The 16,306-nt window shown below is 61.4% G+C and carries 13 protein-coding genes; 5 read left to right on the forward strand and 8 right to left on the reverse strand.

The genetic code is table 11. The features are described 5' to 3' along the window. Nucleotides 1–115 precede the first annotated feature (115 nt). Complete coding sequence (locus JBE38_RS16490) at nt 116–679, forward strand: NAD(P)H nitroreductase (protein ID WP_090368808.1); 564 nt, start codon at nt 116–118, stop codon at nt 677–679. A 111-nt stretch (nt 680–790) separates the two neighbouring features. Here the strand turns inward: JBE38_RS16490 and JBE38_RS16495 are convergent, their stop codons facing one another. From JBE38_RS16495 to gap, 7 genes are all read right to left on the reverse strand, one after another. Further along, a complete protein-coding gene (locus JBE38_RS16495; protein ID WP_090368810.1) occupies nt 791–2,929 on the reverse strand; it encodes a methyl-accepting chemotaxis protein in 2,139 nt (712 codons plus the stop codon). 139 nt (nt 2,930–3,068) lie between these two features. Then, entirely contained in the window at nt 3,069–3,470 is a 402-nt protein-coding gene (locus tag JBE38_RS16500; RefSeq protein ID WP_060754238.1) for a YbaN family protein, read from the reverse strand. 95 nt (nt 3,471–3,565) lie between these two features. Then, nucleotides 3,566–4,174, reverse strand: coding sequence for a biliverdin-producing heme oxygenase (locus JBE38_RS16505; protein ID WP_060754237.1), 609 nt, complete (start codon nt 4,172–4,174; stop codon nt 3,566–3,568). Nucleotides 4,175–4,309: 135 nt separating this feature from the next. After that, a complete protein-coding gene (locus JBE38_RS16510; protein ID WP_205344691.1) occupies nt 4,310–6,868 on the reverse strand; it encodes a TonB-dependent receptor in 2,559 nt (852 codons plus the stop codon). Between the two features lie 116 nt (nt 6,869–6,984). After that, nucleotides 6,985–7,953, reverse strand: a complete 969-nt coding sequence (locus JBE38_RS16515; RefSeq protein ID WP_205344692.1) for a FecR domain-containing protein — start codon at nt 7,951–7,953, stop codon at nt 6,985–6,987. 74 nt (nt 7,954–8,027) lie between these two features. Beyond that, a complete protein-coding gene (locus JBE38_RS16520; protein ID WP_060754234.1) occupies nt 8,028–8,546 on the reverse strand; it encodes an RNA polymerase sigma factor in 519 nt (172 codons plus the stop codon). 165 nt (nt 8,547–8,711) lie between these two features. Further along, a complete protein-coding gene (gap, locus tag JBE38_RS16525; protein WP_090368816.1) occupies nt 8,712–9,713 on the reverse strand; it encodes a type I glyceraldehyde-3-phosphate dehydrogenase in 1,002 nt (333 codons plus the stop codon). A 221-nt stretch (nt 9,714–9,934) separates the two neighbouring features. Here gap and edd point away from each other — a divergent pair, with 221 nt between their 5' ends. From edd to JBE38_RS16545, 4 genes are all read left to right on the forward strand, one after another. Then, the gene (gene edd / locus JBE38_RS16530; protein WP_205344693.1) at nt 9,935–11,761 is read left to right on the forward strand and encodes a phosphogluconate dehydratase; all 1,827 of its coding nucleotides are present in this window, start codon (nt 9,935–9,937) and stop codon (nt 11,759–11,761) included. Further along, nucleotides 11,758–12,714: a glucokinase gene (locus tag JBE38_RS16535; RefSeq protein WP_205344694.1), complete on the forward strand. Its 957-nt coding sequence runs from the start codon at nt 11,758–11,760 to the stop codon at nt 12,712–12,714. The genes edd and JBE38_RS16535 overlap by 4 nt, the downstream gene beginning before the upstream one ends. A gap of 141 nt (nt 12,715–12,855) precedes the next feature. Continuing rightward, nucleotides 12,856–13,590: a response regulator gene (locus JBE38_RS16540; RefSeq protein ID WP_060754230.1), complete on the forward strand. Its 735-nt coding sequence runs from the start codon at nt 12,856–12,858 to the stop codon at nt 13,588–13,590. A 31-nt stretch (nt 13,591–13,621) separates the two neighbouring features. Beyond that, entirely contained in the window at nt 13,622–15,049 is a 1,428-nt protein-coding gene (locus tag JBE38_RS16545) for an ATP-binding protein (protein WP_199777944.1), read from the forward strand. 123 nt (nt 15,050–15,172) lie between these two features. On the opposite strand, the gene JBE38_RS16550 is transcribed toward JBE38_RS16545, so the two are convergent. Continuing rightward, complete coding sequence (locus tag JBE38_RS16550; protein WP_060754228.1) at nt 15,173–16,102, reverse strand: AraC family transcriptional regulator; 930 nt, start codon at nt 16,100–16,102, stop codon at nt 15,173–15,175. Between the last annotated feature and the right edge of the window lie 204 nt (nt 16,103–16,306).

The raw sequence follows: 16,306 nt of genomic DNA on the forward strand, positions 1-16,306 counted from the left end.
AATGAGGCCGCAAAGTCTAACAGGGCAGGGCGGATTGAATAAGAGCAATTATCGTTTGGTGGAACCCGATTCATTCCCGCTAGAATGGCCGCACATTTATTTCTGGAGGTGGCCAATGCAGGCTCTCGACGCTTTGCTCAACCGTGTTTCCGTGCCGCGTTTGCTTGAGCCGGCACCGACCCAGGAGCAGCGCGATGTGCTGTTCGCCGCCGCCATGCGCGCGCCGGACCATGGCCAGTTGCGCCCATGGCGTTTCCTCACCGTGGAAGGCGCCGCCCGTGAGCAAATGGGCACGTTGTTGGCCGAAGCCGCCCGCTTGCAAGATGCCGATGCTCCGCAAGCCGTCATCGACAAAGCCCAGAACGGCCCGTTGCGTGCCCCGTTGGTCGTGGTGGTGATTGCGCGCTTGCAGGAACACTTCAAGGTGCCGAAGTCCGAACAGTTGCTGGCAGCCGCCTGTGCGGCTCATGGCATTCTGTTGGCGGCCTATGCCCAAGGGATTGGCGCCGTGTGGCGCACCGGCGAATTGTCCTACTCGGCCCACGTCGCCAAAGGCCTGGGGCTGACGGCGGATGAGCAAGTGATTGGCTTCCTCTACCTGGGCACCCCGCAGAACCCGCCGCGTACGGCGCCGAAAGAAGATGTGGCGCCGTTTGTCAGCGCCTGGACCGGTGTTTAGGTTGTCACAGATCTAAATGTGGGAGGGGGCTTGCTCCCGATAGCGATGGGTCAGCTACCAATAAGTTGACTGACATACCGCCATCGGGAGCAAGCCCCCTCCCACATGGGGTCAGACCTTGAACTGATCCATCAACTTCATCTGTTGACCGGCCAGCGCATTGAGCTGGCTGCTGATGGCCGCCGATTCGGTCGCCTGGCCGGTGAGAGCTTCAGTCACGGTGCGGATCGCCGAGACGTTGCGATTGACCTCTTCGGCCACCGCGCTCTGCTCTTCGGCGGCGCTGGCGATCTGCAGGTTCATGTCGCTGATCACCGTCACCGCATCGCTGATCTTGCCCAGAGCCTGCACGGCTTGATGGATCTGCCCGGCGTTGCTCTGGGCCTGGTGCTGGCTGGAATGCATGGTCGCCACCACGCCACGGGTGCCACTCTGGATGCGCTCGATCACCTGGCGGATTTCCTCTACCGAGTCCTGGGTGCGTTTAGCCAGGTTGCGCACTTCGTCGGCCACCACCGCAAAACCACGGCCGCTTTCCCCGGCCCGCGCCGCTTCGATGGCGGCGTTGAGCGCCAGCAGGTTGGTCTGTTCGGCGATGCTGCGGATCACCTCGAGCACCGAACCGATCTGCTCGCTGTTCACCGCCAGGGCTTCCACTTCAGACACCGCCTTGCTGACCTCTTCGGCGAGTGTGGTGATGTCGCGGGTGCTCTGCTCGATGATCGACATGCCTTCACGCGCCGACTGGTCGGCCCCGCGTGCCGCATTGGCGGCACTGGAGGCACTGTTGGCTACATCGTGGGCGGTGGCGCTCATTTCGTTGGACGCCGTCGCCACCTGGTCGATTTCGCGGAACTGCACTTGCATGCCTTCGCTGGTCTGGCGGGCAATCTCGGATGACTGATCTGCCGTACCACGGGCTTCGGCGATGCTTTGCTTGATCTGCGCGATGGTCGGTTGCAGCTTGTCGAGGAAGCGGTTGAACCAGTTCGCCAGTTCGCCCAGTTCATCTTTCTTGGCGTACGCCAGGCGCTGGGTCAGGTCACCCTCGCCGCTGGCGATATCCTTGAGCATGGCTGCCACGTTGTTGATCGGGCGGGTGACGCCGGTGGCGGTCAGCCAGATCAGCAGCAGGCCCAGCAGCGCGGCGGCGGCGGCGATCAGTAAGGTCTTGATCAGGCTGCTGGCCTGGGCTTCGTCGAGTACCGCTTGCAGTTTGATGTTATCGGCGAGCATCACGCTCTTGGGCAGTTTGATGAGTACGCCCCAGTTCTTGGCGTCGGCAATCGGTTTGAACGGGTAGACGGCGCGAATCGTGTCGTCCTGTTCGCGGATCATTGGGTTGCCGGTGGCCAGCAGTTGCACGATCTCCTTGCCTTCCGCACCCAGGGTATCGATCAGGTTCTTGCCGACCTTGGCGGGTTCACCGCTGTAGGCTGCGATCAAACCGGTGCTGGAGAGGTATTCCAGGTGCGCCGCGCCGTTGAACAGGCTTTTCTGCGCGGCGTCGGTGTTGGCTTGCAAGGCGTTGAGGGCGATGTCGACGCCGATCACGCCGATGACTTTGCCGTCCACGATCAGCGGCAGGGAAATGGTGGTCATCAGCACCGGCTTACCGGCCACGGTGTCCTCGTAGGGGTCAAGCAGGCAGGTGTTGCGGCTGTCTCGTGGGCAGGTGTACCAGCTGTTGTAGGGGATGCCACTGAGGTTGAGGGTGGTCTTGGTCAGATCCTCTTCGACCATGATGGTGTTCAAGCCTTCACCGCCGGCGCGGCTCCAATAGCTGGAGAAACGCCCTTTTTCGTTGGACACCCGCGCCTTGTCATCGATGAACTCGCTGTCTTTGCCATCCAGGGCATTGGGTTCGAACGAGAGCCAGACACCCAACACGCCACGGTTGCGCTCAAAGGCCGTCTTCAGGCTCTGATTGAGTTCTTCACGCAATGCCCCAGCCTCCAGCCCGCGCTTGGCGCCGGTGTTGCGCAGGTCCTTGATCTGGTCAGCCAGTGCGGTAATGGCCACCAGGCTGTCGCTGAAGGTTTTCTGCAATTGCGCGGCTTGTTCGCCAGCCTTGGCTTGCAGCAACTGCTCAACGCTGGAGGTGAGCATGCGCGAGCTTGAGTCGCTGACTAATTGGTCGTTTTGGTGGGTGTTATAGAGGTTGAGGCTCACGACCAGCGCGATCACCCCCAACAGACACAGGCCGGACAGCAGCACGATTTTCAAGCGAATGGAGAGGGTGTCGAACATAGGTTCACTCGTGAATGAATGTGTTGGAATGCAAGCAAGGCAAGCCAAATCCATTCGGCGCTATATCCGGAGCATCGGCGCAGTCGGATGATTCATGAGGAGCAGGCGATGAGCGGTAGGAAAAACCCTACACGCAGCGTTAGACGGGGGTTGCGAGGCGTTCCGGACGCGACCAGATCCACAAGTTGCCTAGGCTCATTCCGGCAATCGCCAGGTAGATCGGCCAGCCATGATCGAGCATCACCAGCATCAGGCCCGCGCACAACAGCATGCTCACCGTGGCGCTGACTTTGGCGCGACGCGCGATGATCTTGCCATTGCGCCAGTTAAACAGGATCGGCCCGAACAGCCGGTGGTTTTCCAGCCAGGCGCTGAGGCGTGGCGAGCTTTTGGTGGCGGCCCAGGCGGCGAGCAGGATGAATTCGGTGGTGGGCAAACCCGGTATGACAATCGCCACCAACCCGATGCCCAGGCTGACGTAGGCCAGCAGGCCGAACAGGATACGGGCGATTTTCGAGGGGGATTGGGTTTTGCCGGTCATGGATGGGATGGTCACAGAAAATCAGGGCGCAATGAGATCTAGCTGTGGGAGGGAGCAAGCCCCTCCCACAGGTTGATGGCATTTCAATTCAGGCGTCAGGCCAGTTCGGGGGCGCTAGCGTACGCCTGTTCCAGCAGCACGGTGAAGCGCACGAATGCATCGATTGCACCTTTTTCTGCCGCGGCCTCTTCTTCGGCGTTCAATTCCAGGCCGTCGAGGGTGCGGGTAAAGCGCTTCCAGCCTTCGGCGCGGCCACCGGCCGGTTCACCCAGGTGACGGGCGCCGAAGGTTTCACTCAGGCCCAGGCCCACGGCGCGCTTGATCAGGAACGCGGCTCCCAGCTTGGAGCCTTCCGACACGAACAGCCAGCCCAAGGCTTGGGCTTTGCTGGGGTTCTTCACTGCGCCTGCGACCGGTGCCGGCACGTCGGTGTCCAGGTCGCCCAAGTCCAGCCTGGCGGCTTCGGCACGGCAGCGCTCGGCCAGGTCCGGGAAAATCTCGATCAGTTGCGGGTCGTTGTACAGGGCCACCAATTCCGACTGGAACAGGTATTGCGCCACTACGAAACGGGCGAAGTTGGCCTGGGTTTCGAATGGCGCGTGGGCTTTGACCAGCGCGTCGAGCTGGGCGTGTGGGGCGTGGGTGATCTGGTTCAGGCGCTGGGAGCGCAGGCTTGGGCGTTCTGCGGTAGGGGAAGCGGTCATCGAAAAAGTCCTTGAGAGGGGGAGCGCCTTGTGGCTCTAAAGAGAGCGGTTATCAACTAGACGAACAGGAAGACGCGGCACAGTAAAAAATCCTCACCTGCCGGCGACTGAAGCCGGCGAGGTGAGGTGCTTCGATCAGATGTCCCAGATCACATTGATCGCAAAGTTGCGGCCAGGCTGCGTCAGGCGGTCCAGGTTGGCCGGGCCGGTCACCGCGGCTTCGCCGACGCTGTCGTAGCTGCGTACGTCATCCCAGTTCCAGTACTTCTTGTCGGTCAGGTTGTAGAGGCCGGCGTTGAGGGTCACATCGCGGGTGACTTTGTAGTAGCCGGTCAGGTCGAGCACACCGAAGCCTGGTGTCTTGAACGGGCCGTTGCCATCCGGTGCGTGGAAGGTGCTGCTGTCGACGCGGTTCTGGCGTTTGACCAGGGTCCAGCTCAGCAGGCCACCGTAATTGTCCTGGTCGTAGCCCAGGCCGAACACGCCCTTGAGCGGGTTGACACTGTTGAGCGGCTCGCCGGTTTCGTCGTTACGACCGTAGGCATAGGACACCGAACCTTGGGTGTAAAGGCCGTGAGGCGCGCCGAAAGCATCCAGGTTCAGGCGACCCTTGGCTTCGGCGCCCTTGATGGTGGCACGCTTGATATTGACGGCCTGGAACTGTTCGACGGTGCCGCCGACCACGGCGTTGTCTTCGTCGATGAAGTTGCGGTACTTGTTGTAGAACACCGCGATGTCGAAGGAACCTGCGTCGAACTTGCCACGAATCCCGGTTTCAATGCCTTTGCTGGTTTCCGGCTTGAGGTCTGGGTTGGGCTCCACGGTGTAACCCAGGTTGAGGTTTTCAAAGCGGCCGTACAGCGCCTTGGCCGATGGCGTGCGGAAGCCCTCGGCGTACTGGCCGAACAAGGTGTATTGATCGGTGAGGGCGTAAGTCAGGCCGAACTTGGGCGTCACGCGGTGCCAGGTTTTGTCCTTGTCGTTGACCGTATCCTGGCCGGTCGGGTTGACGGTGTTGAGGAATTCCTGGGTCAGCTTGGGTTTGAGCTGGGTGTAGTCGTAGCGCAAGGCCGGCAGGAAGGTCCATTTGTCCCAGGAGATCTGGTCCTGGGCGAACAGCGAATAGGTGTTGATGGTCGGGTCCGGGAAATCACTGGACTTTTTCACGCTGTCGCCGGCGGAAGGGCTGGGCGCACCGATGGCGGTGCAGCCGGAGCCGACGGCCAGGCAGGTCGCCGAGCCTTCGCGCGAGCCGGTGACTTTCTGCTGCTTGAGCGTGGTGCCGTAGGTCACCTGGTGATCGGTCTCGCCGAGGCTGAAAGCCTTGTCCAACTGGGCGTCGAACACCCACTGGCGTTCTTCGTAAAGGGTATCGCGGGTACGCAGGACGCGACGGCCGGACTGATAGATCTCAGCCGTGGTCTGGTCGGTCTTGGCGATCTGGTAATTGAGGCTGGTCTTGATGCGGTCGGCAATCGGCGATTGCAGGGCCAAGCTGTTTTCCAGGCCGAAGCGTTCACGGGTGATGGTGTCGTTGCCCCGGCGGTCACGGTACAGATTGAACCCCCGTCCGCCGATGAACGGGCCGCCTACGGCATTTTTCAGGTTGACGTCGCGGTCATCCTTGAACTTCTCGTAGGTCAGGCCCAGGCGGTTGTCATCTCCATAGTTCCAGCCCAGCTTGGCGAGGACATTGGTGGTGCGCGCCTCTTCCGGGTTGGCGCCGGTGCGGGCCAGGCCGGTGGCGTTGTTGCCGTCGTAGGACTCCATTTCATGCCCATTGCGCTGGCTCAGGTGCAGCAAGCCGTCAAAGTCCTGCACGCGGCCGGCGACGGTGCCGGAGGTCAGCCAGCTATCGTCGGCGGAGCTGTAGCCGGTTTTCAGGCGGGCACCGACATCCTGGCCGGGCTTGATGATGTCGTCCGGGTCGAGGGTGAAATAGCTCACCGCGCCGCCAATCGCACTGCTGCCGTACAGGGCTGAGGCCGGGCCGCGGAGGATTTCCACACGCTTGACGATTTCCGGGTCGACATAATTGCGACGCGTCTTGGCGTAGGGGCCGTTGAAGAAGTTGTCAGGGACTTCGACACCGTCCACCTGGGTGAGGATGCGGTCACCGTCGATACCACGAATGTTGTAGCCGGCATTGCCGGAGCGGGTGCCCGCGCCGCCGACGGAGACGCCAGGTTCGTAACGCACCAGTTCGCGAATGGTGCTGACGTTCTGGCGGTCCAGTTCCTCGCGGTCATGCACCGTGACGGTGCTCGGCACACTGTTGACGTCCTGTTCATTACGGGTGGCGCTGATGGTCACCTGTTGCAAATTTAGCGTGCTGCCAGCTGCGCGCTTTTCCAGGACGATGGTGTTATTGCCCAGTTTGCGGTAGCTCAGGTTGGTCCCCACCAACAGCCGGTCCAGGGCTTTTTCCGCTGACAGCGGGCCGCGTACACCGGGGGACGATACGCCCTGGCCCAGTTCCGCCGGCAGGCCGACTTGCCAGCCAATCACCGCGCTAAAGGCATTCAGCGCCGAGACCAGGGGTTGCTGCTCGATACTGAAAGTGTAATTGCCATGGCTGCGGGCGATGGGCTCGGCAGCCATGGCGACCGTCATGGGCGCGCCCGCCAGCAGGATGGCGGCGGTCAGCAAGGACAGGACGGGCGAGGAAGACCGGCGGTTGAAACGAGAGGACATCGAGAGCGCTCCGGAGGTACGAATCTTATAGTTGCGCACTGAACCAAATAGGAATCAGTTGCATTGGCTAAGACGAGACGTACCACTGCAGGCTATCGAGTAAAAATAATTCTCATTTAGTTCAGGATGACCAGTGCCGGGTACTCCGAAAGCTTGGCCGAGGTGATGTGCGCCAGGGAGCGCACCACGTCCAAGGGCTGGTCAAGCCGGTAATTGCCGGTGACGGCGACGCTGGCGAGCTTGTCGTTGTTGTTGACGATCCAGCCTGGGTAATAGCGGCGCAGTTCAGCCAGTACTTCGCCCATCGGGCAGTTTTCAAACACCAGTCGGCCCTGGACCCAGGCCAGGTCCTTGCCGGCATCCAGTTTGGCCGGTTGGCCAAAGCCCTGGGGGCCGATGCGGATGCTTTCACCGGCGCTCAGGCGCACCCGGGCATCGTTTGCGGTGGTGCTCAGGTCGACATCGCCGCGTTGCACCTGCACCTGCGCTTCGCCATTGAGGTAACGCACGGCGAAGTCGGTGTCGCGCACGCTGGCGCGCACCGGGCCGGCATCAATCTCCAGGGGCAGGCCGCGGCTGGGTACGACTTCGAAAAACGCCTCGCCTTGATACAGGCGTGCGACGCGCTGGTGATCCTTGATGCTGCTGGAAAGTGCCGAATTGGTATTCAGCAATACCTTCGAGCCATCGTCCAACTGCAGGCGCTGGCGTTCGCCCACGACGGTCAGGTGGTCGGCTTGCAGGCGCATGGGCAAATTGCTGAAGCTGAACAGGCCGAGCAGCAGCACGGCGGCGGTGGCCAAGGGTTTCCAATGCGGCTTGAGGCGGCGCCAGGCACTCGGCTTGCGGGGTGCGTCCAGGGCTACGGCGGCGCTGTGCACCGGCGCGCTACCCCACGCCGCCTCGGCTTTGGCGAAGGCGTGCGGGTGCGCCGGGTCGCTGGCCAACCAGGCGTCGAACTCGGCCTGTTGCCCGGGATGTGGGCACTGCAAGGCGATCAGCCAATCGAGCGCCTGGTTCATGGCCACATCTTGCAGCACCTCATGAGCCAGCTCATGAGGGCGCAGTTTATTCGGGTCCGTCACGGTGTTCCTCGGGGCTTCGCCACGTTTTATTGGTCTTTCCTACAGCCTGGATCAACATTTCTGTCGGGTGCAGCTTAAGGCTGATCCAGCCGGTCGGCCACACCTACACAGATGGCCATGATCAATTTCAGTTCCTTTTGCACAGTACTCAAGGACACGTGGAGTTGGTCGGCAATCTCTTGATAGCTGCAACCGTGCAGGCGACTGAGGATAAAGATCTGCTGCTGGCGGGCGCTCAACTGGCCGAGGCTGACGCTCAGGTGTTCAAGCAGTTGCTCGGCCTGGGTTGCATCTTCCGGGGTGCTGATGGGGGCGGCAACGCTTTGCAGGATATCCAGTGGGACATCTTCCTGCAGCGTACGGGCTTGAATCCTGCGCGCACGCAGATGATCCAGCGCCAGGTTGCGCGCCGTCTGATAGACGAAGGGTTCGAGGTGGTCGATCGGCCGCTCGCTGAGGGCACGGGTGACGCGCAGGTAGGTTTCCTGCAACAGGTCTTCGGCGGTGCTGTGGTTATTCACCATCCGCTGCAAGGTGCGTAGCAGAATCACCCGTTGGGTGAGAAAGACTTGGTTGAAGCGAGATTGGCTCACAGTGATACCAGACCGATTTGCAGTTAATGATAATGCTTATCATCAACTGAAATGGCAAGTGCGGTATTTTGATCGTTCCCACGCCCTGCGTGGGAATTCATCCTGTGACGCTCCGCGTCACGACCTTGGGACCGGGACGCAAAGCGTGGGAACCTGCAGGTCGCCTTATTCGGCGTTACACAGCGCCAGGCAGTTATCCAGCATACGGTTGGAGAAACCCCATTCGTTGTCATACCACGCCAGCACCTTCAGCAACTTGCCGCTGACCTTGGTGTGATTGGCATCGAAAATCGACGACAACGGGTTGTGGTTGAAGTCGCTGGAAACCAGCGGCAAGGTGTTGTATCCGAGGATTTTCGAGTGCTGGCTGGCTTCTTTGAGCAGTGCGTTGACTTCCTCGGCGGTGGCTTCTTTCTTCAACTGCACGGTGAGGTCGACCAGCGACACATTGATCACCGGTACACGGACCGCCATGCCGGTCAGCTTGCCCGCCAGTTCCGGCAGTACCAGGCCGACGGCTTCGGCTGCGCCGGTCTTGCTCGGAATCATGTTCTGGGTGGCCGAACGCGCGCGATACGGGTCGGTGTGGTAGACATCGGTCAGGTTCTGGTCGTTGGTGTAGGCATGAATGGTGGTCATCAAGCCGCTTTCGATCCCCAGCTCGCGATGCAGCACCTGGGCGACTGGTGCCAGGCAGTTGGTGGTGCACGAGGCGTTGGAGATGATCTGGTGGGATTGACGCAAAATGTCGTGGTTCACACCGTAGACCACGGTGGCGTCCGCGCCTTTGGCCGGTGCGGAGATGATCACCTTGCGCGCACCGGCGGTAACATGGGCGGCAGCCTTGGCACGGTCGGTGAACAGGCCGGTGCATTCGAACACCACATCGATTTTCAGCGCGGCCCATGGCAGTTCGGCCGGGTTGCGAATGGCACTGACGGCAATCCGGTCGCCGTTGACGGTCAGGCTTTCCTGATCGTGGGCGACCTCTGCTTCAAAAGTGCCATGCACGGTGTCGTATTTGAGCAGGTGGGCATTGATCGCGCTGTCGCCCAGATCATTGATGGCGACGATCTGCAAATCCTGGCGGTAGCCTTGGGTATACAGTGCGCGCAGGACATTACGGCCGATGCGGCCAAAACCATTGATTGCGATGCGAAGAGTCATTGGAAAGTGCCTGTCGTCGATTTGTTGTAAGAATTACAAGATTATTCGCATAAAAATAGAAAACAAGCCTTTTTAGTGGCAATATTTTGTTCAATCTACAACGAGTGACCTGAATCAACTGGTCCGATGATCCGAACGACACCCTGCCATCCCATGAGCTGCGGGCGTTTGGTCAACATAGGAACGAGGGTCGCCACATCCGTTAGCCTGGAGTTCTACACATGCATCCCCGCGTTCTTGAGGTCACCGAACGGCTTATCGCCCGCAGCCGCGCCACCCGCGAGGCCTACCTTGCGCTCATTCGCGGCGCCGCCAGCGACGGTCCGATGCGCGGTAAGCTGCAATGCGCCAACTTTGCCCATGGCGTGGCCGGCTGCGGTGCTGAAGATAAAAATAGTCTGCGTTTGATGAATGCCGCCAACGTGGCAATTGTTTCCTCATATAACGACATGCTCTCGGCACACCAGCCGTACGAACATTTCCCTGAACAGATCAAGCAAGCCCTGCGTGAAGTCGGCTCGGTCGGCCAGTTTGCCGGCGGCACCCCCGCCATGTGCGACGGTGTGACCCAGGGTGAGCCCGGCATGGAGCTGAGCCTGCTCAGCCGCGAAGTGATTGCCATGTCCACGGCGGTAGCGCTGTCCCACAACATGTTCGACGCCGCCTTGATGCTGGGCATCTGCGACAAGATCGTCCCTGGCCTGATGATGGGCGCGCTGCGCTATGGTCACCTGCCGATGATCTTCGTCCCGGGCGGGCCGATGCCGTCGGGCATTTCCAACAAACAGAAGGCCGATGTGCGCCAGCGCTATGCCGAAGGCAAGGCCACCCGCGAGGAGCTGCTGGAATCGGAGATGAAGTCCTACCACAGCCCCGGCACCTGCACCTTCTACGGCACCGCCAATACCAACCAGTTGCTGATGGAAGTGATGGGCCTGCACTTGCCGGGCGCTTCGTTCGTCAACCCGTACACGCCGCTGCGTGACGCACTGACCCGTGAAGCGGCGCATCAAGTGACGCGCCTGACCAAGGCCAACGGCAATTTCATGCCGATCGGCGAGATCGTCGACGAGAAGTCGATCGTCAACTCCATCGTTGCCCTCAACGCTACCGGCGGTTCGACCAACCACACCTTGCACATGCCGGCCATCGCCATGTCGGCGGGCATCATTCTCACCTGGCAGGACATGGCCGACCTCTCCGAGGTGGTGCCGACCCTTTCCCACGTGTATCCAAACGGCAAGGCCGATATCAACCACTTCCAGGCGGCGGGCGGCATGTCGTTCCTGATTCGCGAGCTGCTTGAGGCCGGCCTGCTCCACGAAGACGTCAACACCGTGGCCGGCAAGGGCTTGAGCCGCTACACCCAGGAGCCGTTCCTGGTCGACGGCGAGTTGATCTGGCGCGACGGCCCGATCGAGAGCCTCGATGAAACCATCCTGCGCCCCGTGGCCCGTGCGTTCTCGGCCGAGGGCGGTTTGCGCGTGATGGAAGGCAACCTCGGCCGTGGGGTGATGAAAGTCTCGGCCGTGGCCCTGGAGCATCAAATCGTCGAAGCGCCGGCCGTGGTGTTCCAGGATCAACAGGACCTGGCCGACGCATTCAAGGCCGGCGAGTTGGAAAAGGACTTTGTCGCGGTGATGCGATTCCAGGGCCCACGCTCCAACGGCATGCCGGAATTGCATAAAATGACCCCGTTCCTCGGCGTGCTGCAGGACCGAGGCTTCAAAGTGGCATTGGTCACGGACGGGCGTATGTCCGGAGCCTCAGGTAAGATCCCCGCCGCGATCCACGTCAACCCCGAAGCACAGAGCGGCGGGCCGCTGGCGCGGGTGCAGAATGGCGATATCATTCGCGTGGATGGCGTGAAGGGCACCTTGGAGCTTAAGGTGGACGCCGAAGAATTCGCAGCGCGCACGCCTGCCACGGGCCTGTTGGGCAACAACGTGGGGGCTGGTCGTGAACTGTTTGCATTTATGCGCTTGGCCGCAAGCTCCGCAGAGCAGGGCGCCAGCGCCTTTACCTCTGCCTTGGAGACGCTTAAGTGAAGCTTGCGCTGGTCGGTGACATCGGGGGAACCAACGCCCGTTTTGCGTTGTGGCAGGATCAGGAGCTGCATTCGATCCGGGTGCACGCCACGGCGGATCACTCAAGCCCTGAGGCGGCCATCATGGTCTACCTCAAGGAAGAGGGCCTGGAAATCGGTGACATCGGCGCGGTGTGCCTGTCGGTCGCCGGGCCGGTGAGCGGTGATGAATTTAAATTCACCAACAATCACTGGCGCCTGAGCAAGACTGCATTCTGTAAAACCCTGCAGGTGGATAACCTGCTGCTGGTCAATGATTTCACGGCCATGGCCCTGGGCATGACACGGCTCAAGCCCGACGAATTTCGCGTGGTCTGCGAAGGCACGCCGGAAGCGTTTCGCCCTGCGGTGGTGATCGGCCCGGGCACTGGCCTTGGCGTCGGTACGTTGCTGGATCTGGGTGGCGGCCGTTGGGCGGCGTTGCCGGGGGAGGGCGGCCATGTCGACCTGCCCCTGAGCAGCCTGCGTGAAACCCAGCTGTGGCAGCACATCCACAATGAGATCGGCCACGTCAGCGCCGAGACCGCCCTGAGCGGTGCGGGCCTGCCGCGTGTCTATCGCGCAATCTGTGCGGTGGATGGCCACACGCCGGTGCTGGACACGCCCGAAGCCATTACGGCGGCGGGGTTGGCCGGTGACCCGGTGGCCGTGGAAGTCTTGAACCAGTTCAGCATCTGGTTGGGCCGCGTAGCGGGCAACAACGTGCTGACCACCGGCGCGCGCGGCGGTGTGTATATCGTGGGCGGGGTGATCCCGAGGTTTGCCGACTTCTTCATCAACAGTGGTTTTACCAAGAGCTTCAGTGACAAAGGCTGCATGAGCGACTACTTCAAAGGTATTCCGGTGTGGTTGGTGACCGCGCCGTATTCCGGGTTGACCGGGGCGGGTGTGGCGCTTGAGCAGGCTTTTGCATAGACCTTGATGGCCTCATCGGGGGCAAGCCCCTCCCACACTTCGATGTGTGAATACATTCAAAATGTGGGAGGGGGCTTGCTCCCGATGGTGGCCCTAAGCAACACATGACTCAAGCTTGGCCATAACTACAAGGAGGACCCCGTGAGCGTAATCAGTAAATCGATTCTCCTCGTCGACGACGACCAGGAAATCCGCGAATTGCTGCAAACCTACCTCAGCCGCGCCGGGTTCCAAGTCCGTGGCGTGTCGGATGGTGCGGGGTTCCGCCAGGCCATGAGTGAGGCGCCGTGCGACCTGGTGATTCTTGATGTGATGCTGCCCGACGAAGACGGTTTCAGCCTGTGTCGTTGGGTTCGTCAGCACCCACGTCAGGCCCAGGTGCCGATCATCATGCTGACCGCCAGTTCCGACGAAGCCGACCGGGTGATCGGCCTGGAGCTGGGCGCCGACGATTACATCGGCAAGCCCTTCAGCCCCCGCGAGTTGCAAGCGCGGATCAAGGCCCTGTTGCGTCGTGCCCAGTTTGGCCAGGAGCGCAGCGGCGCAGGTGATGTGCTGGCGTTTGACGAGTGGCGGCTGGACATGATCAGCCACCGCCTGTTCCATGTGGATGGCGAGGAGGTGATCCTCTCCGGCGCCGACTTTGCCCTGCTCAAGCTGTTCCTTGACCACCCCCAACAGATTCTCGACCGCGACACCATCGGCAACGCTACCCGTGGCCGCGATCTGATGCCGCTGGACCGTATCGTCGACATGGCGGTCAGCCGCTTGCGCCAGCGCCTGCGCGATACCGAAAAACCCCCGCGGCTGATCCGCACCGTGCGTGGCAGCGGTTATCAACTGGCAGCCAGCGTGGTTGCCGGCAATGCCCACTGAGCGCCTGACCGAGCGCCGCGTCCGCTTTCCCGTGCCCCGTTCGCTGCTGGGGCGCATGTTGCTGCTGACTCTGCTCGTGGTGCTGTTTGCCCAGGCACTGTCCAGCGTGATCTGGGTCTCGCAATTGCGCGCTACCCAGCTTGAGGGCCTGGTCACCAGTGCCCGTAGCCTGGCGCATTCGATGACCGCCAGCGTCAGTTACTTCCGCTCGTTGCCGGTGGCCTATCGCCCGTTGGTGCTCGACCAACTGCGCAGCATGGGCGGCACCCGTTTCGTGGTGACCCTCAATGACCGGCCGCTGGACATGGCGATATTGCCGCAGACGCCGCGCAAGCAGGCCGTGCTTGAGGCCGTGGATGAAGTGCTGCGCCAGACCCTGGGCGCCGATGTGCATATCTCGGTGGAGTTCGTCAGCGCCGAAGACCTGCGGATTTTCAACGCCGGTTTGAAGCTCGATGAACTGCCGCGCTCCTGGGCGCATTACGCGCTGACCCTGGAACCGGTGAACCCGCCGGTGCTGGTGACCCAGATCCAGCTTGCGCCCGGTGAGTGGCTGTACATCGCCTCGCTGCTGCCCGAGCCTTACACCAGCCTGGAAGAACAGGGCCTGCCGGCCCAGCAGGTGTGGTTCATCGTGCTGACCAGCGGCTTGCTGTTGCTGTTCATCGGCCTGCTGGTGCACTGGCAGAGCCGGCCGCTCAAACGCCTGGCGCGGGCGGCGCGGGATATGTCCCTGGGCGCCGATGTGGAGCCGGTAGCCGAAGGCGGCGGCAGCGAAGTGGTGGAAGTCGGGCGGGCCTTCAACGCCATGCGTGAGCGCATCAGCCGTTACTTGACCGAGCGCAGCCAATTGTTCAGCGCGATCTCCCATGACCTGCGCACGCCGATTACCCGCTTGCGTCTGCGCGTGGAGCTGCTGGAAGACGAGAACCTGCAAACCAAATTCGGTCGCGACCTGGATGAGTTGGAGCTGCTGGTAAAGGGCGCGCTGCAATGTGTGAAAGACACTGACATCCACGAAAACATCGAACCGGTGGATTTGAATCACGTGCTCGACTGCCTGGTGGAGCCGTACCTGGCGCCCAATGGCAATGGCCGCATCACCCAGGACGGTCGTGCCCTGGCGCCTTATCCGGGCAAGCCGCTGGCGCTCAAGCGCTGCATCGGCAACCTGATCGACAACGCCTTGAAGTACGGGCAGAAAGCTCACTTGCATATCGAGGACGATGGCGTGGATTTTATCCTGCACGTCGACGACGAAGGCCCCGGCGTACCGGAGCAGCGCCTGGAGCAAGTCTTCGAACCGCATTTCCGTCTGGCCGGGCAGCAACAGGGCTACGGCCTGGGCCTGGGGATTGCGCGCAACATCGCGCACAGCCATGGCGGGGAAGTGAGCCTGCAGAACCTGCGTGAGGGTGGCCTGCGGGTGACCTTGCAACTGCCTCGTGGATTAGACTGAATACATGAGGTCAAAATGTGGGAGGGGGCTTGCTCCCGATTGCGCTGGGTCAGCTAGAGATAAGCTGACTGTCACACCGCTATCGGGAGCAAGCTCCCTCCCACATTTTTGATCTGCATGGGCTCAGATGCTCTGGCGCAATCGGGCCAGGTCTCTTAAAGGCGGTGCCCCAAACAACCGGCTGTACTCGCGGCTGAACTGCGACGGGCTTTCATACCCGACTCGATACCCTGCCGCCGACGCTTCCAGCCCTTCGGCGATCATCAGCCGCCGCGCTTCCTGCAAGCGCAACTGCTTCTGATATTGCAGCGGGCTCATCGCGGTGATCGCCTTGAAGCGATGGTGCAAGGTCGAAACGCTCAGGTTCACTTCCTTGGCCAGGTCATCGATACGCAGCGGTTGTTCGTAGTTGCCGTTTAACCAGGTGATTGCCTGGCTGACCCGATGGCTCTGGCTGTTGGCGACGGCGATTTCATACAGCCGATAGCCCTGCGGGCCACGCAATAGCCGATAGAGGATCTCGCGGTTGATCAATGGCGCGAGCATGGCGATGTCTTTGGGCGAGTCCAGCAGGCGCGTCAAGCGCAGCACCGCGTCGAGCAGTTGGCTGTCGATGCGGTCGACGTACATGCCACGGGAGGTGGGACGCGAGGGCACGCCCATCGGCCCGGCCTCGGCGATCAGGGCGGTGAGCTGCGCCGGGTCGATATTGATGCGTACTGACAGGTTGGGATCGTGCGGCGTGGCGTCGATGATCCGTCCCGCCACGGGCATAGCAACCGAGAACACCAAGTAGTTGAGTGGGTCGTAGGCAAAGATTTCGTCGGCCAGGCGGACTTCCTTGCTGCCACTGGCGAGGATGCACAAGGCCGGCTCCACCAGCACCGGCATGAAATCGCGCGGTGTGTTGTGGCGGTTCAGGTACAGCGAAGTGATAGCCGTGCCATAGGAACCGTCTTCCCAGGTATGGCGTTGCACGATGCTGGCCAGTTCGGCGCGCTGCTTTTCCATCTCGGCATCGAGGGGAATCAGCGGATGTTCAGGCGACGACATGGAGTGACCTCTACACGCTTCTTCGATGGGCTCAGCTTAGTGGGCGCTTTTCAAAAAGTGTTACGTCGATTCTGCACAATCCTTGCCTGATCCTGCGATATGGCGTGAATCAGGCAAGCGCAAGGCCCGTCATCTCCCTGAAACACTGAGCGTGTGCCTGGAACACGACCTGCTGGCCGAGTGGCTTATCTACGCTTCTCGCAG

Origin of the sequence: Pseudomonas sp. ICBG1301 (assembly GCF_016918385.1) — a bacterium.
Lineage (GTDB): Bacteria > Pseudomonadota > Gammaproteobacteria > Pseudomonadales > Pseudomonadaceae > Aquipseudomonas > Aquipseudomonas palleroniana.